Raw genomic sequence first — 25,389 nt, 5'->3', positions numbered from 1 at the left:
GTTGGGTTGAGCGAAGCGAAACCCAACGGATAAAGTAAAGCGATGAGCTTGATTAAAAAAACCGATGTTTAATTTAAACATCGGTTTTTGTTTTATGGTGGTTTTAAATATATTAAAAGCTTCGCTTTTCACGCGAGCAAGCTCGGCGTCTACATGCAAAGTTTAACACTGAGCTTAATTTTACCTGTAGGCGTTTAGCTTGCTGACGCGACGAGCGTAGCTCGTAATTACTATCGTTAGCTAAAAAGTGCTTTGTTAAATCAGTTACAAATTCTCTTGTGCTTCATTCACCATATCTTTGAGTGCATCAATTAACTGCGGGTCGCGTGAGTTTTGCTTAGCAAGTTCTAATGCGTATTTCATACTGGTGACGGCCTCTTTGAACTGCTTATTTGCAGTATAGCCTTGCGATAAACGCATGTGAGAATAGGCTGCATTTGGGTAATGGGTAGTAAAGTGTTTAAGCGTGGTAACAGCTTTGGCTGTGTTACCAAATTTTTGCTGGCTATGAGCAAATTCTACATATACATCTTGTGGAATTTTAAGCTCAAACCCATATTTATCACTCAGTGCTTGGTAGTAACCTGTAATAAGCGATACATCAGCAAATCTTCCGTGCTCGTCAGTAACGTTAAAAATTAGGTCGCCAAATAAGTGAATTAGGCTATCGCTAAGGGCTGGTAGTATGGTGCCCATATGACTAAAAGTAGGGTAATGCTTATATTCCCATTTTAGCTGTGTTGGCATTTGTTGTTCTAAATTTACTAAAGTATTTAATACACCTGTATAAAAGCGTGACCCTTAACTTGCTACACTAATAAATAACGATTGACCGCCTTTAGGGCTTTTAGTGTATTTTATAATATTATTTTTTAATTCTTCATCACTCCACCAACTGTTTGGGCTTATAGCTATATAGTTATTAAATAACTCAGGCTGATTAACTAAAGTATAAAGCGCTAAAGTACCTGCATTAGAGTGGCCAATTAACGTGTTGTAGCCGTTAGTTGAGTAGTTAGAATTTATGTATGGCATAAGTTCGTCAGAAACAAATTTCAAAAACTCGTCAGTTTGCCCCGCTTCAGGCCATTTATTTTTTACAAAGGTTTGAAACTCAGTTTTAGGCTCACCATCTACTTTAGGTAAGTAATCACGAACGCGGTTAGTTGTATCAATACCAACAAGCAAGGCATTAGGTATCTGCTCGTAATCAACAAGGGATTTAATAACACCAGACGCCGTATGAAAGTGCTCAACACCATCAAGTAAATAAATAACATAAAGCGGCTGATCGTCTTTTACAGTGTCAGGTATGAAAATTTTAATGGGTCTGTCTTCGTTAAGTATTTTTGATTGCAGAATGACTTTTTTACCAACGGTTATGTCAGTTGTATTGGTTTTTGCGTGGCTTAAAAATGGTGTACTAAAAGTAAGTATTAATACAAGCGATAGTAAGAGCTTCATAAATATCCTTATTTAATAATGTATTGCTTAATAATTGCACGGCTTTAAGTTTGAGTAAATACTTATATTTTGAGGCAGGTGTTAGACTTAAGTAATTCAAAGCTGCGCTTTTTACGCACGCAAGCTTGGCGTATATGATAAATATTAAACTGCGAGTTTAGCTTTTCCTTTAGGCCTACGGCTTGCTAACGGGATGAGCGAAGCTCGTAATAATTGCCTTTAAACTCTTATCTATAAAAGCTTAAAAAACCTGCTTGCTTAATTATCCGTCTAAGCGTAAAATGCGCGCTCATTTCGGCTTTTAAACTATTAATTCCTTGCCTTAAACCGACCGGCCGAAACGGTAGAAGGCTCTATTAACCGTAAGGAATATCCATGCGTCATTACGAAATCGTATTCATGGTTCACCCTGATCAGAGTGAGCAAGTAACTGGTATGATCGAACGTTATACTGGTTCTATCACTGAAGCTGGTGGTACTATCCACCGTCTTGAAGACTGGGGCCGCCGTCAATTGGCTTACCCAATCAACAAGCTTCATAAAGCTCATTATGTTCTTATGAACGTTGAAGCACCTACTGAAGTAATCAGCGAGCTAGAAACTACTTTCCGCTACAACGATGCAGTGCTTCGTAACTTAGTTATGCGTACTAAAAATGCTGTAACTGAAGCGTCTCCTCTTGCAAGAGAAGAGAAGAAAGAAGCACCAGCTGCTTAATTGTTTTGAGTCCTAGCATGGCATGTAATCTGCAGTTATTATAATGGTTAGCCCATATATGAATCAGCTGGTTATATCTGGGGTAGTTTGTAAAACTCCCAAGTTTAGCCAAAGCCCTGCTGGCATCCCGCATTGTATTTTTGTTGTAGAACATAAATCAATGCAAACCGAAGCAGACCTTAACCGTAATAGTTATGTGAGGCTTCAGGTAGTTGCCAGTGGAAAGCAAATGCAACAACAGACTCAACATTTGCACGTTGGGCAGGCATTGCAAGTGAGTGGTTTTTTAAATCGCCACGAAGGTCGTAACGGCCTTAGCCAATTGGTTTTGCATGCTCAGCATATAGAAAGAATTATTTGAGGAATTAATCTCATGGCACGTTATTTCAGACGTCGTAAGTTCTGCCGCTTTAAAGCGGAAGGCGTACAACAAATCGATTACAAAGATCTAGCTACTCTTAGAAACTATGTTACAGAAAGTGGCAAAATCGTACCTAGCCGTATCACAGGTACTAGCGCTAAATACCAGCGCCAGCTAGCAACTGCTATTAAGCGTGCTCGCTACTTAGCCCTTCTTCCATACACTGACTTACATAAGTAAGCAGCGGATTAACAGTTTTTAAAAGGTGTAGAAACATGCAAGTTATTCTACTAGATAAGATCGCTAACCTAGGTAGCCTAGGTGAACAGGTTGTAGTTAAATCTGGTTTCGCACGTAACTTCCTTTTCCCGCAAGGTAAGGCAGTTCCTGCGACTAAAGCTAACATTGAAACGTTTGACGCTCGTCGTGCAGAACTTGAAGCGAAAATCGCTGAACAGTTAGTTGCTGCACAAGCACGCGCTGAAAAACTAGAAGCATTAGCAGAAGTTACATTAGTATCTAAAGCTGGTGACGAAGGTAAGTTATTCGGTTCAATCGGTACTCGTGACATCGCTGACGCTATCTCAGCTGTTGGTGTTGAAGTTGCTAAGTCAGAAGTTCGTTTGCCTCTAGGTACTATCCGTGAGACTGGTGAATTTGACGTATCAATTTCAGTTCACTCAGAGGTAACGGCTACTATCAAAGTAATCGTAATCGCTGAAGCTTAATTTTTAATTAAGCTAAAAAAGCCGTGCTATTAGCACGGTTTTTTTGTGCCTATAATTTGGCTAACTTCATTAGTTGAGGGCACAGTTAAATAATACCAATCCGCAATAATACTTAATCATTTTGCGGGGCTAAACGTGTCGCTACCTGTGTTAAAAAATTCTCATTTACGACTGCATGGATGCAGAAGGTAGAGCAATGCAGGAGCAATTGCCGAGAACAACTAAATAGCGAATTTTTTGTCTAGCTATCAACACGTTTTTCCATCCTCAAAATAGATCACTTAATTAAGCGAATTGGTATAAAGCCTCGCATAAGCCACTTTTTATTCAATTATTTTTTCATTCCTTTTAAACCTTTTCGAACTGTCATTACGTCTAACTTATTAATACACTTAAATAGCAACTCAACAATAATAATTAAAAGGCGGCATCACGGATGTTACACGTTAAACCCGAACCAACGCCTTTGTGCGAAGCTGCACTCATTGAGCGAGTTAAATCGGGTGATCAAGGCGCATACACAACGCTTTATGAGTTACATATAAAACGAGTATACGGTTTATGTTTACGCTTATTAGCAGACCAAGCACACGCCGAAGACGCCGCCCAAGAGGTATTTGTACAGGTATGGCATAAAATAGCATTATTTGATGGGCGTTCGCAGTTTTCTACTTGGCTATATAGTGTTGCCAGTAATGTAGCGATAAGTTACCTGCGCAAGCAAAAAAACTGGTTACAAAAAGTAGTAAGTATTGAACACAGCGGTATGGATGAGCAATCAGCTAACGACTGCAAAGGCTTAAATGGCCTCGATAAGTTAATAGTAAGGCTTCCTGAGCGCGCACGTATGGTATTTGTATTATTTGCTATTGAAGGTTATAGGCACGAGGAAATCGCGGAGCAATTAGGTATGGCTGTTGGTTCAAGTAAGTCACAATATCATCGTGCTAGGCAGTTATTACAAGAGTGGTATGAAAATGAGTAAACCAAACTTTAGCGACTACTTAAACAAGTCATTAAACACGCTTGATAAAGAAATTACGCCACAAAAAGATTTATGGGCGGGGATTGAGCGAGCAATTGTTAATAATAAGCAGAACCCAAACAGCACTATTATTTGGCCAAAACTAACGGCAATAGCAGCGTGTACTGTGGCTGCTTTAATTGCTGTTAATATATTTGTTATAGCACCTGAACCACAGCCCGTAGTGGCTATAAGTGATTACTTTTCGGCTCAAAAAAATAGTTTGTTAGTTGAATACGAAAATAAAGAAGCATTAACCACTAACTGGCAAACGCAACTACAAGAACTTGAAGAAGCTGAGCAAGCAATAAAGCAAGCTCTTGAAAACGAACCACAAAACCAAGCGCTACTGACAATGTTAGCGCAAATATATCAACAACAACTTGATTTAATTAACAAGGTGCACGCGCCACGTTGGCAGCACATTTAGGAGTACGATATGAAAGCGATTTTATTAGGACTGAGCTTATTTCCACTGGCGGCATTTGCGGGTGAAAAAATAGATAAGCAAATAGACGTACCAAGTGGCGGCACTATTTTTATTGAAAACCAACGCGGTGATATACATATTACAGGCTGGGATAAAAACGAATTTAAAGTATCTGGCGAGCTTGATGATAAAGCACAGGGTTATGAGCTTAAAACAAGTGGTGATAAAACACAGTTTATTGTAAAAATGCCCCGTAAATCAAATTGGGGTAATAGTGGTGACGGCTCAAACCTAACTATATTTATGCCTAAAAGCAGTAGTTTAGCGTTTGCTGGCGTTAATGTATCGGTGACTGCTAAGGCGCTTAAAAATGGCGCAGAAGTTGATGTGGTTAACGGCGAAATTACGGTAGATGATATTACTGGCAACATTAAGCTCACCACTGTAAATGGTGATGTAAACGCTGAGAACTTAAACGGGAATATTCAGTTTGAAACCGTAAATGGTGAAATTAACGATAGGCAATCAAGTGGTGAGCTGCGTTTTAGCGCTGTTAATGGTGATATTAAATCAACTTCAAGCGCTAATGATGTACGCCTTGAAAACGTAAATGGCGATATAGAATTTACGCTATCGACTATTAAAAACCTACGTATTAATACGGTCAATGGCGAAGCAGAAGTACAGATTAACGAGCTTTTAAAAGGCGGTGATGTACGTTTTGAATCAGTAAGTGGTGATGCCGACTTTTATTTCCCACAAAGTGTATCAGCAAAGTTTGAAATTAAAGCCCATGCTAATGGTAAAATCATTAACAAAGTCAGTAGTGACAAAGCCAGTAAAGCTAAATATGGCCCAGCCAGTGATTTAGAGTTTAGTATTAATGGCGGTAATGCAAATGTCGAAATGGATACCATTAGTGGACGAATAGAGCTTCGTACCAAATAACACTCATTCCCCATCACGATTACAAAAAGCAGGAAAGATTTCCTGCTTTTCTATTTGCACAGCCCCTGCAAGTCGATAGAATAGAGCCATTCAATTTTACTACTGTGAAGTTATGGCCAAACCAGATAAGCAAGTCGATACTCTTAAAGTTCCTCCCCATTCAATAGAAGCTGAACAATCTGTTTTAGGTGGCTTAATGCTTGATAACCAAGCTTTTGACCGCGTAGCTGAGCTTGTTGTATCACAGGATTTTTATACCCGCACGCACAAGTTAATTTTTGAGGCGATGACGGCACTTGCTGAGATTGGCGATCCGATAGATTTAATCACTATTTCTGAAAGTTTAGAAAAAAATAATAAACTTGCAGGCATTGGTGGTTTTGCTTACTTAGCCGAAATTGCTAAAAACACCCCAAGTGCAGCCAACATTGATGCCTACGCAAACATTGTACGAGAGCGTGCTGTTGTACGTGAAATGATTGGCGTGGCAAATGAAATAGCCGAAGCGGGTTTTAATACCGAAGGGCGTACTAGTCACGACTTACTCGACTTTGCCGAAAGCAAAGTATTTAAAATTGCCGAGCAACGTACAAAAAGTACGGAAGGCCCGCAAAGTATTCATAACATACTCGAAAAAACCGTTGATAAAATAGAAGAGCTTTATCAATCGCCACAAGATGGTGTAACGGGTGTAAGTACAGGTTATGCCGATCTTGATAAAATGACAACGGGCCTGCAACCGTCTGACTTAATTATTGTGGCAGCGCGTCCATCTATGGGTAAAACCACCTTTGCGATGAACCTTGCAGAACATGCCGCAATGACTCAAGACAAACCCGTGCTAATTTACTCGCTAGAGATGCCTTCAGAACAAATTATGATGAGGATGCTAGCGTCTCTTGGCCGTATTAACCAAACTAAGGTACGTACAGGTCAGTTGGATGATGACGATTGGGCGCGACTTTCATCAACAATGGGCTTGTTGATGGAAAAAGGCAAAATGTATGTTGATGATGCCTCGGGCTTAACACCTACCGATGTTCGCTCTCGTGCACGTCGTATTGCGCGTGACCACGGCGGCATTAGTATGATCATGGTCGATTACTTGCAGCTAATGCGTGTACCTAGCCTTGCTGATAACCGAACGCTTGAAATTGCTGAAATTTCGCGTTCACTTAAATCACTAGCAAAAGAGCTAAAATGTCCGGTTGTTGCGCTTTCGCAGCTAAATCGTACGCTAGAGCAACGTGCCGATAAACGCCCAATTAACTCAGATTTACGTGAGTCAGGGTCGATAGAGCAGGATGCCGATTTAATCATGTTTATTTACCGTGACGAAGTTTACAACGAAGACAGTACTGATAAAGGTATTGCTGAAATCATCATAGGTAAACAACGTAACGGCCCAATTGGTAAAGTGCGTTTAACATTCCAAGGTCAATTTTCTCGCTTTGATAATTACGCGGGACCAGCGGTAGATGACGATTACTAATGCGCTTAGCCACTGCTGAAATTAACTTAACGGCACTTGCGCATAATTTAGCGCAAGTTAAGGGCTTTGCACCTAACAGCAAAGTGATGGCGGTGCTAAAAGCAAATGCTTACGGGCATGGATTAGTAACGATTGCGCAGCATTTAAATAATGCTGACGCATTTGCTGTGGCACGTATAGATGAAGGGCTTGCCCTTCGAGCTGGGGGCTTAACAAAACCAATTGTTTTACTAGAAGGCTTTTTTAACAAAGCCGACTTACCGATTCTGCTCGCCAACAATTTTCAAACTATTATTCACGATGAGTACCAATTAGCGGCGCTTGAAAAAGCAAAGCTAGATGCACCAATAACATGCTGGTTAAAAGTAAATACAGGTATGCACCGATTAGGTATTGCGCCAGAGCAGTTTGAAGCGTTTTATAACCGCTTGCAAAAAACACCTAACGCTAAAAATACCGTTAATTTAATGACCCACTTTTCGTGTGCTGATGACGTTGATAATGCTAAAACGGTTCAACAAATTACGTTGTTTGATAATTTAGTGAATGGCATTGACCAAGCGCATTGTTTATCAAATTCGGCTGGTATTATTGCCTGGCCAAGCGGTCATGGCGATTGGGTACGTCCTGGGCTTATGCTCTATGGTGTATCGCCAATGGCAAATAGTATTGGGCAGCAACACAAATTAAAACCAGTTATGCGCTTAACTACGCGCGTAATTGCAGTACGAGATGTGCCTGCTAATGAGGCTGTTGGGTATGGTGGTCGTTGGAAAAGCGATAAACCAACCAAGTTAGCTGTTGTAGCTATGGGTTATGGCGATGGCTATCCTCGGCATGCTAAAGAGGGGACACCGGTAATAATTGGTGAGCAGCGTTATGGTATTGTAGGAAGCGTAGCTATGGACATGATCAGCGTTGATATAGGCGCTAATGAACATAATATTAAAGTTGGCGACAGAGTCACTATGTGGGGCCCTGAGCTTCCAGTTGAAGAAATAGCACTGTGCGCTGATACTATTCCTTACGAGCTATTATGTAATATTACACCACGCGTAAGTTATGAGTATCAGCCATAGTTAGTTTTTAGCGTATACCAATTGGGTATAATTACTCTTTTATAAAGTAAATGTCGCTAAAGCCCATACGGGCAAATTCTTGGTCGCGAAAGTTACGAACAGAAGCAGACCCTTTTGAGGTCATTTCTATTTGGCGTACCATGTTTAAGTAATTTGTTAAATCAATACCCTCGGCAGCAGCAATAGCTTGATACATGTCGTGGTATTTATCTTTTGCGAAGTTAATTTCGCGCGGTTGGTTTTTAAATGTATACGTTATTCTGCGTGCCATAATAAGCTCAGTTAAATTGAGTGTTAGTATAATTTTACACTGTATTGAACTGGCATTGAATGATTTGTTTAAATCAAATAATTAAAAAGTAGAGTTTAAAATGAAATTATCAGTAGAGATCAGTAAATATCCACTTCACCAAGATTACATTCCGTTTATTAAAGGCTTTATTGACCGCTTAAACGAATACGAAAATTTAAAAGTGATTACTAATACGCTATCAACGCAAATTTTTGGTGATTATGATTTAGTAATGCAGGTGTTAAATACCGAAATTAAGCGCTCATATGAAGAATTTGGTAAAGCTATTTTTGTATGTAAGTTTCTCTCTGGCGACTTATCGCCTGAATAATCTATAATACCAATCTGCATAAATCTTTGATCAATTTAACGAATTAAATTGCACTATAACGTCGTTAAAAATTTTTTATTTAGAACAACTAGATACAAAAATTTTTGCCTAGTTTTAGCGTGATTTTCTTAACGTTAAATAGACCCCGTATATAAGCAGATTGGTATAACAAATGGCGCAACTAAACGGTGATTGCATAATATGGACTTTTTAACACAAACCTTAAGCGGTTTTACAGCAATGTCGCATTGGGAATACATTGCGGTAGGATTGTCGATGGCGTACTTATTATTGGCAATAAAGGAAAGCTTATGGTGTTGGCCGGCGGCATTTTTTAGCACGCTCATTTATACAATTATGTACTGGAATGGCGCATTGCTCATGGAGTCGTTACTTAATTTTTATTATATGTATATGGCTGTGTTTGGATGGGTTGTATGGAGAAAAGGCAAAGCTGAAAATTTAAATATTACATCGTGGTCGATAAACCGTCATGCTGTTTTAATTAGTTTAACAACCGTAGCTGCAATTACAATTGGTTACGTTATGCAAAACTATACGCATGCCGATTTTGCTTATCTTGATAGTTTCACAACGTGTTTTGCCGTAGTAACTACTTACTTAGTTGCTAAAAAAGTCCTCGAAAACTGGCTGTACTGGATTGTAATAGATGCAGCTTCCATGTATTTATATTATGAAAAAGGCTATTACCCAACGCTTGCGCTCTTTATATTTTATACCATTATGGCCGCGTGGGGCTTTAAAACTTGGTACGAAGAGTACGAACAAAGCCAAGCTAAGCCGCTAGCTCAGCTTTAATTAATGATTGAGCATAATCAGCTAGTAAAAATGTGTAGGGCGTTTATAGAGCCTACTAGCGTTACTTCAAGCGAGCGACTACTAAATGGTTTTAGTAACGATAATTTTTTAATACGTACCAAACAACAAGGGTATTTATTAAAGTGTTATAAAAGCCATTGGCCAGCCATAGGACTTGAAGCACAGCGTTTTTTAAGTAAGCTTAATATATGTCCTGCGCCTGTTTGGCTCGATAAAAAGAATAGCCGTGCGGTATTTAATTATATTGAAGGTAATACAGCGCAATCGGATATAACGCTTAGCTTTATTAATAAACTTGCTCAAGTGCACAATTACAAAGTGTCTACTGCGCCAATGGATATAGCTAAAGAGCTGCATTTTTATCAAAGCACCGGCGTATATACGCAATATAAACCTCAAATAGAGCAGGCACTCAAAGTAGTTGCAGCCATGCAATTTGATGAAGGCTTTTGTCATAATGACTTGGTAAAAGATAACATTATTGTAAATGCTTCGGGCATGTATTTAATTGATTTTGAGTACGCGCAAACTAACGATGTATATTTTGATTTGGCAGCCCTTGCAGTGAGCTTTAATCTTAATGAGAGCAGTGACAGTACATTGTTAAACAACTATAAAAATAGCGTTGATAAAACAAGCACGTTTTACCCATCAATAGATAAGCTAAATTACTATAAACTGTTTTTTTTGGTGTTATGTATTGCTTGGTATGAGGAGCGCAACATAACCTGTGAATCTATAATGTTACGTGCGCAGCTAAATAAACTTGTTACTAATACTTTTTTATAAAAGTTACAAACCACCAAAGCGTTCAGCGAGCTCTTTGTACTTTGTTACTTCGGCCGCATCAAATTGTGGTTCGCCATTCTCGTCTTCAGATTTAGCAATTAATAAACTTTCTCTAGAGAGACGTTTTACACGCTCTACTTTTACACCTAAAAATTCAGCGACTTGCTCAGTAGACATTAAACTCATTATTATTTCCTCGTATTAAACTAATCCTCACAGCGACAATCATAATTTTAATGTTACTAAACCGTTACTGTTTCTTATCTAATAAGAATAAATAGCGTGTTTTTAAGCCTTTGTGAAGTGTTTTATTTAAAAGAGTTTAATTAATAAGCATATAAGCTGATCTTACTGGTATTTATTTAAAGATCTCTTTATCATTGCGGGTGCTAAAGCACTGATATCGCGAGTTGGTGTGGCGGCAACAAATGTGCTCTCGTGGTGAAATGGATATCACGTGGCCCTCCGGAGGCTGAGTTGTAGGTTCGATCCCTACCGAGAGCGCCATTTGCTTTTATATGTATTAATTATCCTCTCTATATTACCTAGCTTCTTATTAATTACTCTTGTATTTAAAAATGCATTTACTGCAAAAACTTTGAAAGTTAATTTTAAAAACAGCTTTCTAGTTATTTATACAATGCAAAATTAGCATCCAAAAATCATGTTGTAATTATTTGCATATAAGTTTTAGTGATAAATGAGGAAGACCGATTTAATGTTAAATAGTCAATTAGAGATACTAGCTCAAGGACACGCTTATCTTGAAGGTGTAACTAAAGAGGACTATTCCCAAGTCATCACTCCTAACTTTATTAGCTCGGCTGGAGCTCATATGCGACATATTATCGATCATTATCAATCTTTAATGACCGGCTTTAGCACGCAAAAAGTAGATTATGATTGCCGCTTAAGAGGAGGAGATATTGAAAACTCTCCAACTGCTGCAATAAAAAAAATTGCCGAAATAACAACGTGGATTGAACAGCTAAGTCCAGATGATTTTAATAAACCGTTATCACTTTCAAGCGAAGTTTCAATTAAAAGCAAAAATGTACAAACAGTAACCACATCACTTGCGCGAGAGCTTATTTTTGTAGGCAGTCACGCAGTGCACCATTACGCGATGATTTCACAAATTTCTTTTGCTCAAAAGTCGCAGCTCGATCAAAGCTTTGGTTTAGCACCAAGTACAGCTACTTTTTTAAGAGAAAATAGCCAGCCAGCCAGCACAACCAAAATCGATGCAAAATTAAAATGTGCACGTTAAGCTACTTTTTAACTGATGATGGCTACGAGCTATTTTTTAATCGCGATGAGCAAAAAACACGAGAAACGGCAATCGCTCCAAGTAAGCACCAGGGCAATGCAATTTTCCCCATTGATCCGCAAGGAGGAGGTACTTGGCTTGGGGTATCGCATTTTGGGCAAACACTCGCATTATTAAACGATTACCAAAGTGTATTTGATATAACTGCGGTAAAGCATAGTAGAGGTTTGTTAATCCCTCATTTACTGAGCAATAAAGCCCCTGCATTGTACCAATTACAAAACATGGATTTATCGGGCTACGCGCCTTTTAAGTTATGTATTTTTCCGGATGGACTATCGATAAATAACAATAACGTGGTTTTTGTTAGGTGGGATGCAAAGCAGTTGATCCACTGCCAAGTTGAACCACTTGCTACGTCATCAGGTGTTGAGCTTGAAACGGTGACACAAAAGCGTAAACAACAATTTAAGCAACTTATTGATTTAAGACATCCTGAAAGTGAGCAGTTTTTAGCGTTTCATTACAGTAAAGCCGAACAAGGGCAATATGGCGTAAATATGCTAAGGGAAGATGCAATGACGGTCAGTATTAGCCATATTAAAGTTGGTAACACTATACGTTTTAATTATTTTGATAAGCAGTCTCAGCTCATTAGTAGCATTGGTTGTTTAAAAGTGGCTGCTGCTTAACTAAATATTTTTATAGCTGTTACATAACTAAAAAAGTCGACGCAATTAATAGCGTCGACTTTTTTTGCTCAATTTTTACCTGCTATATTAATACAGCAGGTAAAAATTATGAGTGATTTATATAATCATCCTTTTTATCACCAAGGTAGAGCTTAAGTAGCTTTTCAGGCGCACTTGGTAGGTGCACACTTAAAAGTAATCCTGGCGTGTGATTAAAGTTGCTATCAATGCCCATGCAATGAAATTGAGCGCCTAGCTTATGGTATTGCTTTAATAAAATCGGTATGTCTTTTTTATCTTCTTCTATTCCCATAACCAATGCTGAAACATGGCCTATGTTTAACGTGTGGTCATTAATAAAGTATTCAAACTCTGGGTGGAGCTTATTATTAAAAGGCGTATTGGCACTAACACCTTGTTTGTTATTAACCATTGCATGGTCAATAATTGCAACAGAACGAGGGTCATAAAGTTTACTTAATGAAACCGTGCCATATAAAGTCCTATAGCGTGGATTTTGCGCCATAAACGCACCAATCCCTTTAAATAGCAGTAATAAACCATGGTAACTGCCCTGATGTTTTTGAACTATAAACGATCGACCCATTTCTAAGCACGGCTGTTGCTGATTAATAAAAGAAGGTTCGAAGTTAAACATTTGCGATAAATAAAGAGCGCTCACGTCGCTATTTTTTTGTAATAAATCGGTTTGTCCAATTCTATAAGCACCAATAATTTCTTCATTTTTATGATCAAAAATAAACAAATGCATGTAAGTCGCATCAAACTTATCTGTGTCGCATGGCTCGCCACTTCCTTCGTTTAATGTGCGAAAGGTTATTTCTCTGAGGCGTGTTATTTCCGTAACGCAATTAGGTATTTGCTCTTGGTAGCCGTAATAAACTGAGTAACCTTTAAAGTCGACTAAGTGCTGCTCGCTTGGCAAGTTAGCAAGCTCATTTTTCATTTTTGTTTTATCAACTTCCTGCATAATGGCTTTGAGCTGTGTTGATTGGTTATCCTCTTGCCAAGGCGTTACAAAGCGCTCATCGTTTAAGTAACATTGCAAGCGCGCAAGTGCGTTTATGTCGTCAGTTTTTTCAAACTTATTTAATAATTTGGGTGTAAGTAAATTACCAGCGCTTAAGCTAATAGAGCTTTTTTGAATTTTAAGTAATTCGCGTATTAGCATTAATAATCTAAATCGGTAGTAAACACGCCCCAAGTTATAAAAGGTTGAGCTATTCTGACCGCTAATAAATACAGGCAATAAAGGAGCTTGTGTTTTTAAAGCTAGTTGAGCGGCTAAGCGATTCCATTGCCCGTCAGTTACACGCTGTTTTTCTGGTTGAAAAAATGACACTCTTCCCGCAGGAAAAACCACAAGTAAGCCATCATTTTTAACATGACTAAAACACTGTTTTATTGCGCTGGTATTAATGGCTGCTTTTGGTTTTAGTGGGTTAGCAAAAATAAAATAGTCTCTAATTTCTTTAAATATTTTTAAACCCACGTTAGCCATAACTTTTGTATCGCTACGATAATGGGTGAGTAAATTTGCAATTATTACGCCCTCAATCATGCCATAAGGATGATTACATACCACTATGCAAGGGCCATGCTTTGGTATTTTGTCAATAACACCTTGTGCACCAAGCACATTTATACCTAATACATTTAACAGCTTTTCACTAAACTCTTGTTTATCTAAACCCGATAAATTATTACAGAGGTATATATCACGCAGCTTATTGATGCCCAATAGGCTATCGAGCAGCGGAGCGGCTATTTTTAGTATATGACTCAAAGGAGAAACGGTGCTTATTGCCGCTACACTTAAGTTTGATACGGGGTGGTTTAATTTTGTCATATACGTTGATGCTCTTAAATTTTTATAGCTGTTGTGTATATTTAGACCGAGGAAAAACCACATTATGTTCAAATTAGGTTAATTAAGTTTGTTTAAAAGCGTAAAAATAATACTCAAATAGTCTTTTAAGTGCTAAATGGTTGTAGGTTATTAAGAAAATAGAAGAGGGTTTTAATTATCCATAAAATAAGGTTACCCACTACAGCTAATAAGAGTGATACAGCAAGTAATCCTTTGTAGTTATATATCACTACTTACAACTCAAAAACTAGACTTTTAAGCTTAATTAATGCTATTTAAGGTACATCTACTTTAAATGTAAAAAATCTCACCTTTATGCTAATTACTTTGCCTGTGTCTGAGCTCACCCCTGGTATGTACGTTGATAGCGTTACTAAGCAACACGAGGGGATCAATAGCATAAAAATTAAGACCAGTGGCTTGGTGCGCGACAAATCTATTATTAAGCGTTTAGTGTCTGAAGGGGTGCTCGAGCTGCTTATAGATTTTACTAAAGGTGATGCGCCAGTTCCTGCCAAATATAAGCCCCAAAGCGCACCTAAAACATCTAATAGCCAAAAAAAAGTAGAAAAAACATCTATAGCTATTTCTATCGAACAGGAGTTTGCTAAAGCGACTGTAAATTACGATCAGCATGGCCGAAAGTTACAATCATTATATGGCGATTTAACATCTGGCCTGAGTGTTAATATAAAAGTGCTTGATGAAATTGCCAGCGAGATAGTCAGCTCAGTTTTTCGTAATGCTAACGCTATGACTATTCTTACTCGTATAAAAGACAAACATAGCTATAACTGGCGGCATATGATCAACTGCGCCATTTTTACTGCTGTATTTGCTAAATACTTAGGGTATGGAAAAGCTGTTGTACAAGAGCTTGCAATGGGGGCGTTACTTCATGACTTGGGCCAAGCTAAATTACCGCAGGGTATCTTTTCCAAGCCAACTAAACTAAGTAATAACGAGCTAGCAGCAATTAAAAAGCATGTTGCCCAAGGTTTAGGTTTAGTTAAAGGTGAGAAGGGTATAACTCCCCTTATGCTCGATATGATAGTAAATCATCATGAGCGTTTAGATGGCTCTGGTTATCCGCGAGGCCTGCAGGCTGAAAAGTTAAGTCGCCCGGCGCGTATAATGGCAATTGTAGATGTGTACGATGCTATGACAGCCGATAGAATGCACCAAGAGGGTGATGAGCCTATTAATGCATTACGCTACTTATTAGCCAATAAGCACTTGTTTGATGGTGAGTTAGTTCAGCGCTTTATAAAGTGTTTAGGGGTCCATCCGGTAGGAACTATTGTAAAATTAACGAATGAACGTTTAGCCTTAGTGCTTGAAGGGAACGTATTAAATCCTATTAAACCTAAAATTAAGCTATTTTATAATGCTAAGCATAATCATCATGTTACACCTAAAGACATAGATTTAAGTGAGCACACCCAAGAGCTTAAAATACTAGCGAGTGTTAAACCTCTTGATTATCAGATTAATTTGTCTCGCCTGCTAAAAGAGCATTTGTTGAACTAGTTTTACTGCATTGCCTTTTTTTAGTTTGTTTTGCAGAAATAAACGCACCCAAAAAACAACTTCCCATCAGTGTTAGCCATAGCAAAGTACCTAACTCTACGTGCAATGCAAAACAACACAGTCCTAAAGAGATCAACGCATTTAACATTGCTCCAAGCCAATAATGGTTTACGGGGTTATCGCATTGTCCTGCTTGAGTGCATGCACAGTAGTTTGCTTTGTAAAAGCAAAATACACTCGCCCCACAAAATATTAGCCCTGTAATAATAAATAAAATGATCACAGTTTTACTTCCTTTGCGATTTTATAGTGAGTGTAATTTGCTATATATTTCAAGTCAATCTAAATGATAATTAATTACAATTAGAGCTTTAACTCTAATAACACATTTCTCATCCGATGAGTTTTAAATAGTTGTTAAAATGTCGTTAAATAACATGTTTTTTGCTGTTTTTTGACGCATTCATAGAGTTTTTTACAAAAAATTAAGGTAGTGTAGCAAAGTTTCAAATCCTAATAACAACACACATAGTACCCAGACAGTCAGTTTGGTTAAGGACTCAACAATGAAATTTTCTAAAACTCTTATTGCAGCTTCGCTTGCATTGGTTTCAGCTGATAGCTTTGCAGCTGCGTTTCAATTATCAGAGCAAAATGCATCGGGTTTAGGCCGTGCATACGCTGGTGAAGCTTCTATCGCAGACGATGCGTCTGTAGTTGCACGTAACCCAGCACTAATGACTTTATTTAAAGATAAACAACTAAGTGTTGCTGCTATTGGTGTAATTCCAGATGTAAGTATTGAAGGCGAAAGTACTAATAACGGTATTGACCCAAGTGCATTAGATGACGACAGCATTGCACCAAGTGCTGTAGTACCTGCTGTTTACTTTACTATGCCTTACAACGATAAAGTATCGATTGGTTTTGGCGCATTTTCTAACTTTGGTTTATCTACAGAGTTTAACGACGAATACGTTGCTGGCCAAATTGCTGGCGAAACAGAAATCTTTACTGTTAACCTTAATGCAAGCGTTGCTTATAAAGTAACTGAGCAATTCAGCTTTGGTATTGGTTTAAACGCTATTTATGCTGATGCAACTGTTATTCGTAAAGTGGGTGCTAATGCAAGCGGTATTGATTTTGGTGCTGATGCTGTAAACCTTCAAGGTGATGATACTGGTTTTGGTTTAAACGTTGGTTTAATGTACCAGCTAGATGATAACAGCCGTTTTGGTTTTAACTATCGTAGCGAAACAGACATCACATTTGATGGTGACTTCTCAAACGATCTACCAGCAGCTATTGGTGGTACAGGCGGCGCTAAGCTACCAGGAGCTGTTGATCTAACACTACCAGCTATTGCTGAGTTTTCTGGCTCACATCAGTTAGATGATAAGTTAGGCCTACATTACAGTGTATTATGGACAGGTTGGAGCAGCTTTGAATCACTAGAAGCACAAGTAACGTTACCAACTGGTGATAAGTTTGTTGCGTTTGAAAAGCAAGAGCAGTTTGATGACTCTTTCAGATACTCTGTAGGTGCTGATTACCAATACAACGAAGATTTACTACTTCGTGCCGGTGTTGCATTTGATGAGTCTCCAGTATCACAAACGCACCTATCAATCTCTATTCCTGATACCGATCGCTTTTGGTTCTCGTTTGGCGGTAACTACACAATTGATCAAAACTCTAACGTTGATCTTGGTGTAAGTATCATCCGTGGTAAAACACAAACGTTTACAGAAACTGATGATTCAGGTAGTCAGTGGGCTTTTGAATCTAAAGGTCACGCAGTACTAGTTGGCGCTCAGTACAACTACAAGTTTTAATGTAGAAGTGTCTTGTGGTTAATCACAGGGCACAAAAAAGCCGCTCACTTCAATAAGTGAGCGGCTTTTTTAATGCCTATTAAATAGTGTTAATAGGCATTTTACGAAAGCTTATAAACTTTCTATTTTAGTTTTTTGCTCAAGTAGCTTAGTTTTAGCATCGCTAAACTCAGCCAGTTTTGCATTTTCTTTAGCAAGTACCGCTTCAGGTGCGTTATTAACAAACTTTTCGTTAGCGAGTTTGTTTTGCACTTGTGCTAGGCCTTTTTCTGCTTTTTCGAGTTGCTTATTAATACGTGAAAGCTCGGCTTCTACATCAATTAAGCCCGCCATTGGGATCATGATCTCAAGGTTGCCAACATAAGACGTTGCACATGCAGGTGCGTCGTCTTTGTTTTCAAGCATTGTAAACTCTTCAATTTTTGCAAGTGATGCTAAAAATGATTTGTTTTCTTCAATACGGCGCACGTCGTCGCTTGATGCATTAGCAAGTAATATGCTAAGCGGTTTACTTGGGCTAATATCCATTTCACCACGAATATTACGAATAGCTAAAATGAATTGTTTAACCCACTCTAAGTCGTCCATCGCTTTAGCATCAACGCTTGCTTCATTATATACAGGGAACGGCTGAACCATAATGCTGGTGTTTGTTGTTTCAAGGCCTGCAAGAGGTGCAACACGTTGCCAAATAGTTTCAGTGATGTACGGCATCATTGGGTGCATTAAACGCAGTAAGCTTTCAAGTACGGTAATAAGTGTATTACGTGTACCACGTTGCTGTGCTTCATTACCTTTAAATAATACCGGCTTAGTTAGCTCTAAGTACCAATCACAGAACTGGTTCCAAGTGAATTCGTAAAGCGTGTTAGCAGCTAAGTCAAAACGATAGTTATCAAGGTGTTCAGTGTATGTTTTAACTGTTGACTCAAATTGACCTAAAATCCAGCGGTCAGCTAATGAAAGCTCTTTTTGTGCATCGTTTGCAAAACCACAGTCTTGCTCTTCTGTATTCATTAATACGTAACGGCTCGCGTTCCATAATTTATTACAGAAGTTACGGTAACCTTCAAGGCGGTTCATGTCCCAGTTAATATCACGACCGGTAGATGCCATTGCAGCAAGTGTAAAGCGAAGGGCGTCGGTGCCGTGTGCCTCAATACCGCCTGCAAATACTTTACGCGTATCTTTTTCAATTTTAGCGGCAAGTTTTGGCTGCATCATGTTACCAGTACGTTTTTGTACTAGGTCTTCAAGTTCAATGCCGTCAATCATGTCTAGTGGGTCAAGTACGTTACCTTTTGACTTAGACATTTTATCGCCATTGTCATCACGTATTAAGCCCGTTACATATACGGTTTTAAACGGAACTTGTGGTTTGCCATTTTCGTCTTTTACAAAGTGTAGCGTCATCATAATCATGCGCGCAACCCAGAAGAAAATAATATCAAAACCAGTTACCAACACGTCAGACGGGTGGAAGGTTTTTAAATCATCGGTATTTTCAGGCCAACCTTGTGTAGAGAACGTCCAAAGCGCTGATGAGAACCACGTATCAAGTACGTCTTCGTCTTGGCTTAGCGTTACGTTATCTGCAATGTTGTTTTCACGGCGAACTTCGGCTTCGTCGCGACCAACAAATACATTGCCTTCACTGTCGTACCAAGCTGGAATGCGGTGACCCCACCAAAGCTGGCGTGAAATACACCAATCTTGTACGTCGTTCATCCACGAGAAGTACATGTTTTCGTATTGCTTAGGTACAAATTGAATGTCGCCGTTTTTAACAGCGTCTTTTGCAGGTTCAGCAAGTGGTGCAACACGTACATACCATTGGTCGGTAAGCAGTGGCTCAATTACCACACCAGAGCGATCGCCGTAAGGAACCGTTAAACCATGGTCTTCAATTTTTTCAAGTAGGCCTAGTTCTTCAAATTCTGCCACAATTGCTTTACGCGCTGCAAAACGATCTAGGCCGTGCAAGCGCTCAGGTATTGGTGCATCAAACTCAAGCTCTTTACCGTCAAAGGTGTATGTTTCACCTTGGGTAAGAATAGCTGCGTCTTTATCGAAAATGTTGATCATAGGCATTTGATGACGCTTGCCCACTTCGTTATCGTTAAAGTCGTGCGCTGGGGTTATTTTTACACAGCCCGTGCCTTTATCTTTATCGGCGTGTTCGTCAGCAACAATTTTAATACGACGATTAACGATGGGTAATAAAATCTCTTTACCGATTAAATCTGTGTAGCGCTCATCATCAGGATTTACTGCAACACCTGAGTCACCCAACATGGTTTCAGGACGTGTTGTTGCTACTACTATGTAGTCTTTTCCGTCTTGTGTTGTAACGCCATCAGCTAATGGGTAACGTAAGTTCCACATGTGGCCTTGCTTGTCTTTGTTTTCAACTTCAAGATCAGAAATAGCCGTGTGTAATTTTGGATCCCAGTTTACTAGGCGCTTGCCTCGGTAAATTAGGTTTTCTTTATGGAGGCGTACAAACACTTCTTTAACAGCTTCAGATAAACCATCATCCATGGTAAAGCGTTCACGATCCCAATCAACCGATGCGCCAAGGCGACGAAGTTGCTTAGTGATAGTGCCGCCAGATTCTTTTTTCCATTCCCAGATTTTATTAATAAAATCTTCGCGGCCTAAATCGTGGCGTGTTTTGCCTTCTTCGGCATGCAGTTTACGCTCAACCAACATTTGCGTTGCAATACCTGCGTGGTCAGTACCTACTTGCCATAATGTGTTGTTACCTTGCATACGTTTAAAACGCGTTAGGGTATCCATTATTGTATCTTGGAAGGCGTGGCCCATGTGTAAGCTACCAGTGACATTTGGCGGCGGGATCATAATTGAATATGGTACGCCTTGGCCAGATGGCTTAAAGTAGCCTTTTTGTTCCCAGTCTTGATATAGAGACTGTTCAATATCTTGCGGATTGTAGGTTTTATCCATTACACAGAACCTTAAATAAGTACTTAAATTAGTTGGTTAGTTTGCCTGATTGGCTAGCTATTAATATCTTGCGTGGTGAGATTGGCACCGAGTTGGCGTAGCTTTTTAAAACGCTCGCGGGCTGCTTGCTTAGCAGCTGGTTCTACGGGTACAAAATCAAAAACTTGGTTAAATCGACGAATATAATCCGGTAACTGAGTAGCCAAGTTAATTAAAACTTTACGATTGCCAACAGGTGGCGTAATACCAATTTCTACAGGTGCGCCGCCTTTAGGGCCTTCACCTTGTAAATTATGTGGCACAAAACTATCTGGATCGAATGCCCAAATTATTTCATCAATGGCACAGGCTGCTTCGTTATCGTTAACACAAATAAACACACGCTGCCCATTTCGATACTGATCGGCCGCAATTTGAGCTGCCAATGCAAAATGATCGTCAGCCTTCGCTTTAGACTCATCTTGTTGCTTTAGAACGAAAAATTTAGCGTTCATGTTCATTGTATCGGGGTTTCCCATGACATTGAATGTATACCAAATTGATATACACAAATTAAGAGGCAGATTTTGCCATATAACGGGGTTTGCTTCAATTAATACACAAATAAATAAGGCGCCAAATGGCGCCTTATAAATAGCTAAATAGATTATTAATCGTGCGTAGCTTCGCTTACACCCGCTCTATTTAATAAATACTGAGTAAGCATAGGAACAGGACGGCCCGTTGCGCCTTTTTTAGCGCCACTGCGCCACGCTGTACCGGCAACATCTAAATGTGCCCAATTATACTTTTTAGTAAATTTAGATAAGAAACATGCCGCAGTAATAGTACCCGCAGAGCGTCCACCTAAGTTCGTAAAGTCAGCAAATGGGCTTTCTAGTTGATCTTGATAGTCATCCCATAACGGTAACTGCCATGCACGGTCGCCACTTTGCTCAGACGCTTTTAATAAATCGTGCGCAAGTGGGTTATGGTTTGATAGTAAACCAGTAGCATGCGCGCCAAGGGCTACAATACACGCGCCAGTTAGCGTTGCTACGTCAATAACCGTATCTGGATTAAAGCGTTCAACATATGTTAGTGCGTCACATAATACTAAGCGGCCTTCAGCGTCGGTGTTTAATACTTCAACTGTTTGCCCTGACATTGTTGTTAAAATATCACCTGGACGATACGCATTTGAGCCAGGCATGTTTTCACAACCCGCTAAAACACCAATAACGTTAATCGGCAATTGCATTTGTGCAAGTGCACGCATTGCCCCAATAACACCTGCTGCTCCGCCCATGTCGTATTTCATTTCGTCCATGCCTTCGCCTGGTTTTAATGAAATACCGCCTGAATCAAACGTTAGACCTTTACCAACAAGTACAATAGGGGCTTGGTCATCAGCGGCGCCTTTGTAGTTAATAATCGACATAATCGATTCGTTATCACTACCTCGGCCAACAGCTAGGTAAGAATTCATACCAAGTTCTGCCATTTGCTTTTCGTCAATAAGATCAACAGTGATGTTGTCAAAATCAGTTGCTAGCTCTTGTGCTTGTTCACCTAAGTACACAGGATTACAAATATTTGGTGGCATATTAGCTACGTCTTTACATAGCTTACTACCTGCTGCAATGGCTAAACCATGCTCAATAGCGCTTTCGCCAATAGTTAGTTCGCGTCGTGTTGGTACGTTAAACACCATTTTACGCAGTGGACGGCGAGGGTCTACTTTTTTACTTTTCAGTTGGTTGAACGTATATAAGCAGTCTTGCGTTGTCTCAACTGCCTGACGTACTTTCCAGTAGGTGTCGCGACCTTTAACGTGTTGCTCTGTTAAAAAGCAGACTGCTTCCATAGAGCCCGTTTCGTTTAAGGTATTAATAGTTTTAGAAATGATTTGTTTATATTGCTTATCATCAAGCTCACGCTCTTTACCACAACCAACAAGCAATATGCGCTCGCTTAATACATTAGGTACATGATGCAATAATAAAACTTGGCCTGGCTTACCTTCTAAATCGCCACGGCGAAGTAAATTAGAGATATAACCATCACTAATTTTATCGAGTTGTTCACCAATGGGGGATAACCTACGTGGCTCGTAAACGCCAACCACAATACATGCGCTGCGCTGTTTTTCTGGGCTACCACTTTTTACGTTAAATTCCATTGTTACTCCTGGTTTTGAGTCGTTTAAGTTACTAAGTTGGGGCTAAAAAAGTATTTTCTAGTCTTATCTACGTAACTTATGTAAGGATAATTCTTATTTTAGCTGATTTTGTTAGACTCTTACTGTGTAATTGAACTTTATATGCTTAAGGGCTACTAATGCAACATTATATCGTGCACTTAGGTAGGATAATTAATTTTGATGGCTTATAATAATAGCCTATTTGCCGGTATTAATTGGGTAAAATAGCTATTTAACTATTCAATTCTCACTATCGTAGTGAAATTCCATGTTTAACAGGGGCGAGCATTGCTAATTTTCCGTTATTTGACCGCTGAGGTTTTAAAATCGCAGGTCGCCGTATTTTTAACTTTGATGACAATATTTTTGTCACAAAAGTTAGTTGGTATTTTAGGTGATGCCTCTGAGGGCAGCATTCCTGCTAAATTAGTGCTATCGATGATTGCACTAAAACTTCCACAACTAGCCTCGCTAATACTTCCGCTGAGTATATTTTTAGGCATTATTTTAGCCTACAGCCGTATTTACGCCGATAGCGAAATGACCGTACTTAAAGCCTGTGGCGTAAGTGAATGGTATGTTGTGCGCGTAACACTTATATCAAGTGTAGGGCTTGCTATATTAGCCGCAGCACTGACTATGTATATTGCGCCGTGGGCAAGCGAGCAAGAGTATCAATTAAAAGAACAAGCCAAAGCCGATGCGGGGTTATCTGCACTCAGAGCTGGGCGGTTCCAAGAAACCGGTAACGAAAAAGCCGTGGTATTTATTCATAATATTGAAAAGGGTGGCAAAGAGCTCAATAAGGTATTTGTTGCACAGTTACCCGATAGCGAAAAAGGCAACCTAGCGCGCTTAGTATATGCAGAACAAGGTGTTGTGGTTGAAGCCGTAAATGGTGAGCAACAGCTCGTGCTTACTGATGGAAAGCGCTACGAAACAGATGGCACAACGCCTGCACTTAATTTAACAGAATTTGATGGTTACAGTGTACAAATACGAGAACAAGAAATAGAGCATCAACGCCGTAAATTAGAGGCTGTGCCTACTAATCAATTACTCGCCATTAATACTCCAGAATCTATTGCTCAATGGCAGTGGCGACTCGCTATTCCGTTATCAATTCCGTTACTTACCTTACTGGCAGTACCGCTAAGTGTGGTTAATCCTCGTCAAGGTAAATTTGCAAAACTAGTGCCTGCTATAAGCTTGTACTTAGGCTATTTTATTTTACTAAATGCCGCTAAATTTGCAGTTGAAGATGGCAAAATTCCGCCTTCAATTGGCTTGTGGTGGATTCACCTAAGTGCCTTGTTTATAGGTGGATTATTAATTATAAAAGGGCGGCCGCTGGGCGCTTGGCTTAAAGCCGTTGTAACTAAGCGGGAGTTAGGCTCATGATGAAAACGCTTGATTGGTATTTAGGCCGCAGTATTTTACAAACTACCGGCTTTGCATTGTTGGTACTTGTTGGTATTAGCACCTTAATTAAGTTTATCGACCAGCTAAAGTCGGTAGGGCGTGGCAGTTACGATTTAATGGCCGCAATGCTTTACACGCTTTACACAATACCTGGCGATTTAGTGGTGTTTTTTCCGATGGCTGCGCTAATTGGTGGCTTAACGGGGTTGGGGGCACTTGCCTCAAACAGTGAGCTGGTAGTGATGCAAGCGGCTGGTATGTCGCGCTTACAAATAATTGGCTCTGTGATGAAAACGGCCATATTTATGGCTGTATGCATGATGGCACTTGGCGAATGGGGTGCACCTGAAGCGCAATTACACGCTAAAGAAATGCGTAACCAAGCAATACATGGCGGCGATGTATTTAACACACAAAAAGGTGTATGGGCTAAAGACGGCAGCAATTTTATTAATATTGAAGATGTTGACGAAAACGGCAGGCTCAATGGGGTACACATGTACCACTTTGACAAATCGTTAGAGCTTACCCAAATCACTAAAGCAAAAGATGCACTGAGCCGAAAAGAAGGCTGGCTACTTCGTGATGTAAATAAGGTTATTATTACGAGCGAAAAAACCACAACAGAGCAACTACCAGAAGAGTTTTACCCTTCACAATTGACCGCTGAAAAATTAGGGGTTGTTTCGGTAAAACCAGAGTCACTTTCATTTACTGGGCTTTGGTCGTATTTAACTTACTTAGAGCAAAACGAACAAGACACCAGTACCTACGAGCTTGCTCTGTGGCGTAAGCTTATGCAGCCTGTATCTGTAGCGGTAATGCTGCTGGTGGCGCTCTCGTTTATATTTGGCCCACTGCGTACCGTTACTATGGGCGCACGTATTATTATGGGTGTTGTAACGGGGATTGTGTTTCACTTAACTAATGAAATATTTGGCCCTGTAGTTATGGTTTACCAAATACCTGCCATTATAGGGGCGGTATTACCCAGTATTATATTTATAGGTTTTGCGACATATTTGATGAATAAACGGGTATAGAGTACCTATTCAAAGCATTAAAAAGGGTGTCCAGTGGTCACCCTTTTTGCTTTTTAATTTCC

The 25,389-nt window shown here is 39.5% G+C and carries 25 protein-coding genes, 1 tRNA gene and 1 pseudogene; 19 read left to right on the top strand and 8 right to left on the bottom strand.

Annotated features, from left to right (window positions below; translation table 11 throughout):
* Nucleotides 1–264: 264 nt before the first annotated feature.
* Nucleotides 265–1,464: pseudogene (locus tag H5161_RS20225) on the bottom strand (alpha/beta hydrolase-fold protein).
* A 375-nt stretch (nt 1,465–1,839) separates the two neighbouring features.
* Between H5161_RS20225 and rpsF the strand changes: the two are divergent.
* The 9 genes from rpsF to alr all read left to right on the top strand — a co-directional run bounded on the left by rpsF (nt 1,840) and on the right by alr (nt 8,243).
* Nucleotides 1,840–2,181: a 30S ribosomal protein S6 gene (rpsF, locus tag H5161_RS00565; protein ID WP_002962750.1), complete on the top strand. Its 342-nt coding sequence runs from the start codon at nt 1,840–1,842 to the stop codon at nt 2,179–2,181.
* 43 nt (nt 2,182–2,224) lie between these two features.
* A complete protein-coding gene (gene priB / locus H5161_RS00560; protein WP_004588456.1) occupies nt 2,225–2,542 on the top strand; it encodes a primosomal replication protein N in 318 nt (105 codons plus the stop codon).
* A gap of 12 nt (nt 2,543–2,554) precedes the next feature.
* Nucleotides 2,555–2,782: a 30S ribosomal protein S18 gene (gene rpsR / locus H5161_RS00555; protein ID WP_002962753.1), complete on the top strand. Its 228-nt coding sequence runs from the start codon at nt 2,555–2,557 to the stop codon at nt 2,780–2,782.
* Between the two features lie 35 nt (nt 2,783–2,817).
* Nucleotides 2,818–3,270, top strand: coding sequence for a 50S ribosomal protein L9 (gene rplI / locus H5161_RS00550; protein WP_182768502.1), 453 nt, complete (start codon nt 2,818–2,820; stop codon nt 3,268–3,270).
* Between the two features lie 436 nt (nt 3,271–3,706).
* The gene (locus H5161_RS00545) at nt 3,707–4,255 is read left to right on the top strand and encodes an RNA polymerase sigma factor (protein ID WP_002963053.1); all 549 of its coding nucleotides are present in this window, start codon (nt 3,707–3,709) and stop codon (nt 4,253–4,255) included.
* On the top strand, nt 4,242–4,724 hold the full coding sequence (locus H5161_RS00540) for a hypothetical protein (protein ID WP_182768501.1): 483 nt from the start codon (nt 4,242–4,244) through the stop codon (nt 4,722–4,724). The genes H5161_RS00545 and H5161_RS00540 overlap by 14 nt, the downstream gene beginning before the upstream one ends.
* 9 nt (nt 4,725–4,733) lie before the next feature.
* The gene (locus H5161_RS00535; protein WP_182768500.1) at nt 4,734–5,672 is read left to right on the top strand and encodes a DUF4097 family beta strand repeat-containing protein; all 939 of its coding nucleotides are present in this window, start codon (nt 4,734–4,736) and stop codon (nt 5,670–5,672) included.
* A 112-nt stretch (nt 5,673–5,784) separates the two neighbouring features.
* Entirely contained in the window at nt 5,785–7,164 is a 1,380-nt protein-coding gene (dnaB, locus tag H5161_RS00530) for a replicative DNA helicase (protein WP_002963050.1), read from the top strand.
* On the top strand, nt 7,164–8,243 hold the full coding sequence (alr, locus tag H5161_RS00525) for an alanine racemase (RefSeq protein ID WP_138489606.1): 1,080 nt from the start codon (nt 7,164–7,166) through the stop codon (nt 8,241–8,243). The genes dnaB and alr overlap by 1 nt, the downstream gene beginning before the upstream one ends.
* 31 nt (nt 8,244–8,274) lie before the next feature.
* Here the strand turns inward: alr and H5161_RS00520 are convergent, their stop codons facing one another.
* Nucleotides 8,275–8,514, bottom strand: a complete 240-nt coding sequence (locus H5161_RS00520; protein WP_002963045.1) for a DUF2960 domain-containing protein — start codon at nt 8,512–8,514, stop codon at nt 8,275–8,277.
* Nucleotides 8,515–8,614: 100 nt separating this feature from the next.
* On the opposite strand from H5161_RS00520, the gene H5161_RS00515 reads away from it, so the two are divergent.
* The 3 genes from H5161_RS00515 to H5161_RS00505 all read left to right on the top strand — a co-directional run bounded on the left by H5161_RS00515 (nt 8,615) and on the right by H5161_RS00505 (nt 10,495).
* Nucleotides 8,615–8,866 (top strand): hypothetical protein, encoded by a 252-nt coding sequence (locus tag H5161_RS00515; RefSeq protein ID WP_002963043.1) that lies wholly within the window; start codon nt 8,615–8,617, stop codon nt 8,864–8,866.
* 201 nt (nt 8,867–9,067) lie between these two features.
* Nucleotides 9,068–9,685, top strand: coding sequence for a nicotinamide riboside transporter PnuC (gene pnuC / locus H5161_RS00510; RefSeq protein ID WP_002963042.1), 618 nt, complete (start codon nt 9,068–9,070; stop codon nt 9,683–9,685).
* Nucleotides 9,686–9,688: 3 nt separating this feature from the next.
* Nucleotides 9,689–10,495 (top strand): phosphotransferase, encoded by an 807-nt coding sequence (locus tag H5161_RS00505; protein ID WP_182768499.1) that lies wholly within the window; start codon nt 9,689–9,691, stop codon nt 10,493–10,495.
* Between the two features lie 3 nt (nt 10,496–10,498).
* Here H5161_RS00505 and H5161_RS00500 read toward each other — a convergent pair whose 3' ends face one another.
* Complete coding sequence (locus H5161_RS00500; RefSeq protein ID WP_039490259.1) at nt 10,499–10,681, bottom strand: hypothetical protein; 183 nt, start codon at nt 10,679–10,681, stop codon at nt 10,499–10,501.
* 246 nt (nt 10,682–10,927) lie between these two features.
* Between H5161_RS00500 and H5161_RS00495 the strand changes: the two genes are divergently transcribed.
* The 3 genes from H5161_RS00495 (at nt 10,928) to H5161_RS00485 (ending at nt 12,457) form a co-directional block, all read left to right on the top strand.
* Nucleotides 10,928–11,002, top strand: a tRNA-Arg gene (locus H5161_RS00495).
* A 211-nt stretch (nt 11,003–11,213) separates the two neighbouring features.
* Complete coding sequence (locus H5161_RS00490; RefSeq protein WP_182715601.1) at nt 11,214–11,765, top strand: DinB family protein; 552 nt, start codon at nt 11,214–11,216, stop codon at nt 11,763–11,765.
* Nucleotides 11,753–12,457, top strand: coding sequence for an NRDE family protein (locus tag H5161_RS00485; RefSeq protein ID WP_002963038.1), 705 nt, complete (start codon nt 11,753–11,755; stop codon nt 12,455–12,457). The genes H5161_RS00490 and H5161_RS00485 overlap by 13 nt, the downstream gene beginning before the upstream one ends.
* A gap of 106 nt (nt 12,458–12,563) precedes the next feature.
* Here the strand turns inward: H5161_RS00485 and H5161_RS00480 are convergent, their stop codons facing one another.
* Complete coding sequence (locus H5161_RS00480; protein ID WP_182768498.1) at nt 12,564–14,327, bottom strand: lysophospholipid acyltransferase family protein; 1,764 nt, start codon at nt 14,325–14,327, stop codon at nt 12,564–12,566.
* A gap of 336 nt (nt 14,328–14,663) precedes the next feature.
* On the opposite strand from H5161_RS00480, the gene H5161_RS00475 reads away from it, so the two are divergent.
* Complete coding sequence (locus H5161_RS00475) at nt 14,664–15,878, top strand: HD-GYP domain-containing protein (RefSeq protein WP_182721155.1); 1,215 nt, start codon at nt 14,664–14,666, stop codon at nt 15,876–15,878.
* Here H5161_RS00475 and H5161_RS20025 read toward each other — a convergent pair.
* Complete coding sequence (locus H5161_RS20025) at nt 15,838–16,161, bottom strand: hypothetical protein (RefSeq protein WP_076914930.1); 324 nt, start codon at nt 16,159–16,161, stop codon at nt 15,838–15,840. The genes H5161_RS00475 and H5161_RS20025 overlap by 41 nt on opposite strands.
* Before the next feature lie 283 nt (nt 16,162–16,444).
* Between H5161_RS20025 and H5161_RS00470 the strand changes: the two genes are divergently transcribed.
* Nucleotides 16,445–17,713, top strand: a complete 1,269-nt coding sequence (locus H5161_RS00470) for an outer membrane protein transport protein (RefSeq protein WP_182768497.1) — start codon at nt 16,445–16,447, stop codon at nt 17,711–17,713.
* Nucleotides 17,714–17,824: 111 nt separating this feature from the next.
* Here the strand turns inward: H5161_RS00470 and H5161_RS00465 are convergent, their stop codons facing one another.
* The 3 genes from H5161_RS00465 to pepA all read right to left on the bottom strand — a co-directional run bounded on the left by H5161_RS00465 (nt 17,825) and on the right by pepA (nt 22,841).
* Nucleotides 17,825–20,680, bottom strand: coding sequence for a valine--tRNA ligase (locus tag H5161_RS00465; RefSeq protein ID WP_182768496.1), 2,856 nt, complete (start codon nt 20,678–20,680; stop codon nt 17,825–17,827).
* A gap of 53 nt (nt 20,681–20,733) precedes the next feature.
* A complete protein-coding gene (locus tag H5161_RS00460; protein ID WP_002962020.1) occupies nt 20,734–21,180 on the bottom strand; it encodes a DNA polymerase III subunit chi in 447 nt (148 codons plus the stop codon).
* Nucleotides 21,181–21,329: 149 nt separating this feature from the next.
* Nucleotides 21,330–22,841: a leucyl aminopeptidase gene (pepA, locus tag H5161_RS00455; protein WP_024595639.1), complete on the bottom strand. Its 1,512-nt coding sequence runs from the start codon at nt 22,839–22,841 to the stop codon at nt 21,330–21,332.
* Nucleotides 22,842–23,150: 309 nt separating this feature from the next.
* Here pepA and lptF point away from each other — a divergent pair, with 309 nt between their 5' ends.
* Both lptF and lptG read left to right on the top strand, forming a co-directional pair.
* Nucleotides 23,151–24,263: an LPS export ABC transporter permease LptF gene (gene lptF / locus H5161_RS00450; protein ID WP_002962016.1), complete on the top strand. Its 1,113-nt coding sequence runs from the start codon at nt 23,151–23,153 to the stop codon at nt 24,261–24,263.
* Entirely contained in the window at nt 24,260–25,327 is a 1,068-nt protein-coding gene (lptG, locus tag H5161_RS00445) for an LPS export ABC transporter permease LptG (RefSeq protein ID WP_182768495.1), read from the top strand. The genes lptF and lptG overlap by 4 nt, the downstream gene beginning before the upstream one ends.
* Nucleotides 25,328–25,389 lie beyond the last annotated feature (62 nt).

The sequence above is a fragment of the Pseudoalteromonas sp. SG43-5 genome, from assembly GCF_014164345.1.
Lineage (GTDB): Bacteria > Pseudomonadota > Gammaproteobacteria > Enterobacterales > Alteromonadaceae > Pseudoalteromonas > Pseudoalteromonas distincta.
Note: the sequence above shows the minus strand (reverse complement) of the source record. Positions and strands in the feature narration are given on the sequence as shown.

Coding starts and splice junctions, on each gene's coding strand:
- H5161_RS00470 (WP_182768497.1), top strand. CDS start 16,445: ATGAAATTTTCTAAAACTCTTATTGCAGCTTCGCTTGCATTGGTTTCA.
- lptG (WP_182768495.1), top strand. CDS start 24,260: ATGATGAAAACGCTTGATTGGTATTTAGGCCGCAGTATTTTACAAACT.
- H5161_RS00485 (WP_002963038.1), top strand. CDS start 11,753: ATGTGCACGTTAAGCTACTTTTTAACTGATGATGGCTACGAGCTATTT.
- pepA (WP_024595639.1), bottom strand. CDS start 22,841: ATGGAATTTAACGTAAAAAGTGGTAGCCCAGAAAAACAGCGCAGCGCA.
- H5161_RS00540 (WP_182768501.1), top strand. CDS start 4,242: ATGAAAATGAGTAAACCAAACTTTAGCGACTACTTAAACAAGTCATTA.
- dnaB (WP_002963050.1), top strand. CDS start 5,785: ATGGCCAAACCAGATAAGCAAGTCGATACTCTTAAAGTTCCTCCCCAT.
- rpsR (WP_002962753.1), top strand. CDS start 2,555: ATGGCACGTTATTTCAGACGTCGTAAGTTCTGCCGCTTTAAAGCGGAA.
- H5161_RS00505 (WP_182768499.1), top strand. CDS start 9,689: ATGATTGAGCATAATCAGCTAGTAAAAATGTGTAGGGCGTTTATAGAG.
- H5161_RS00520 (WP_002963045.1), bottom strand. CDS start 8,514: ATGGCACGCAGAATAACGTATACATTTAAAAACCAACCGCGCGAAATT.
- H5161_RS00465 (WP_182768496.1), bottom strand. CDS start 20,680: ATGGATAAAACCTACAATCCGCAAGATATTGAACAGTCTCTATATCAA.
- alr (WP_138489606.1), top strand. CDS start 7,164: ATGCGCTTAGCCACTGCTGAAATTAACTTAACGGCACTTGCGCATAAT.
- H5161_RS00515 (WP_002963043.1), top strand. CDS start 8,615: ATGAAATTATCAGTAGAGATCAGTAAATATCCACTTCACCAAGATTAC.
- H5161_RS00480 (WP_182768498.1), bottom strand. CDS start 14,327: ATGACAAAATTAAACCACCCCGTATCAAACTTAAGTGTAGCGGCAATA.
- pnuC (WP_002963042.1), top strand. CDS start 9,068: ATGGACTTTTTAACACAAACCTTAAGCGGTTTTACAGCAATGTCGCAT.
- H5161_RS00490 (WP_182715601.1), top strand. CDS start 11,214: ATGTTAAATAGTCAATTAGAGATACTAGCTCAAGGACACGCTTATCTT.
- priB (WP_004588456.1), top strand. CDS start 2,225: ATGGTTAGCCCATATATGAATCAGCTGGTTATATCTGGGGTAGTTTGT.
- H5161_RS00535 (WP_182768500.1), top strand. CDS start 4,734: ATGAAAGCGATTTTATTAGGACTGAGCTTATTTCCACTGGCGGCATTT.
- H5161_RS00545 (WP_002963053.1), top strand. CDS start 3,707: ATGTTACACGTTAAACCCGAACCAACGCCTTTGTGCGAAGCTGCACTC.
- rplI (WP_182768502.1), top strand. CDS start 2,818: ATGCAAGTTATTCTACTAGATAAGATCGCTAACCTAGGTAGCCTAGGT.
- rpsF (WP_002962750.1), top strand. CDS start 1,840: ATGCGTCATTACGAAATCGTATTCATGGTTCACCCTGATCAGAGTGAG.
- H5161_RS00475 (WP_182721155.1), top strand. CDS start 14,664: ATGCTAATTACTTTGCCTGTGTCTGAGCTCACCCCTGGTATGTACGTT.
- H5161_RS00460 (WP_002962020.1), bottom strand. CDS start 21,180: ATGAACATGAACGCTAAATTTTTCGTTCTAAAGCAACAAGATGAGTCT.
- H5161_RS00500 (WP_039490259.1), bottom strand. CDS start 10,681: ATGAGTTTAATGTCTACTGAGCAAGTCGCTGAATTTTTAGGTGTAAAA.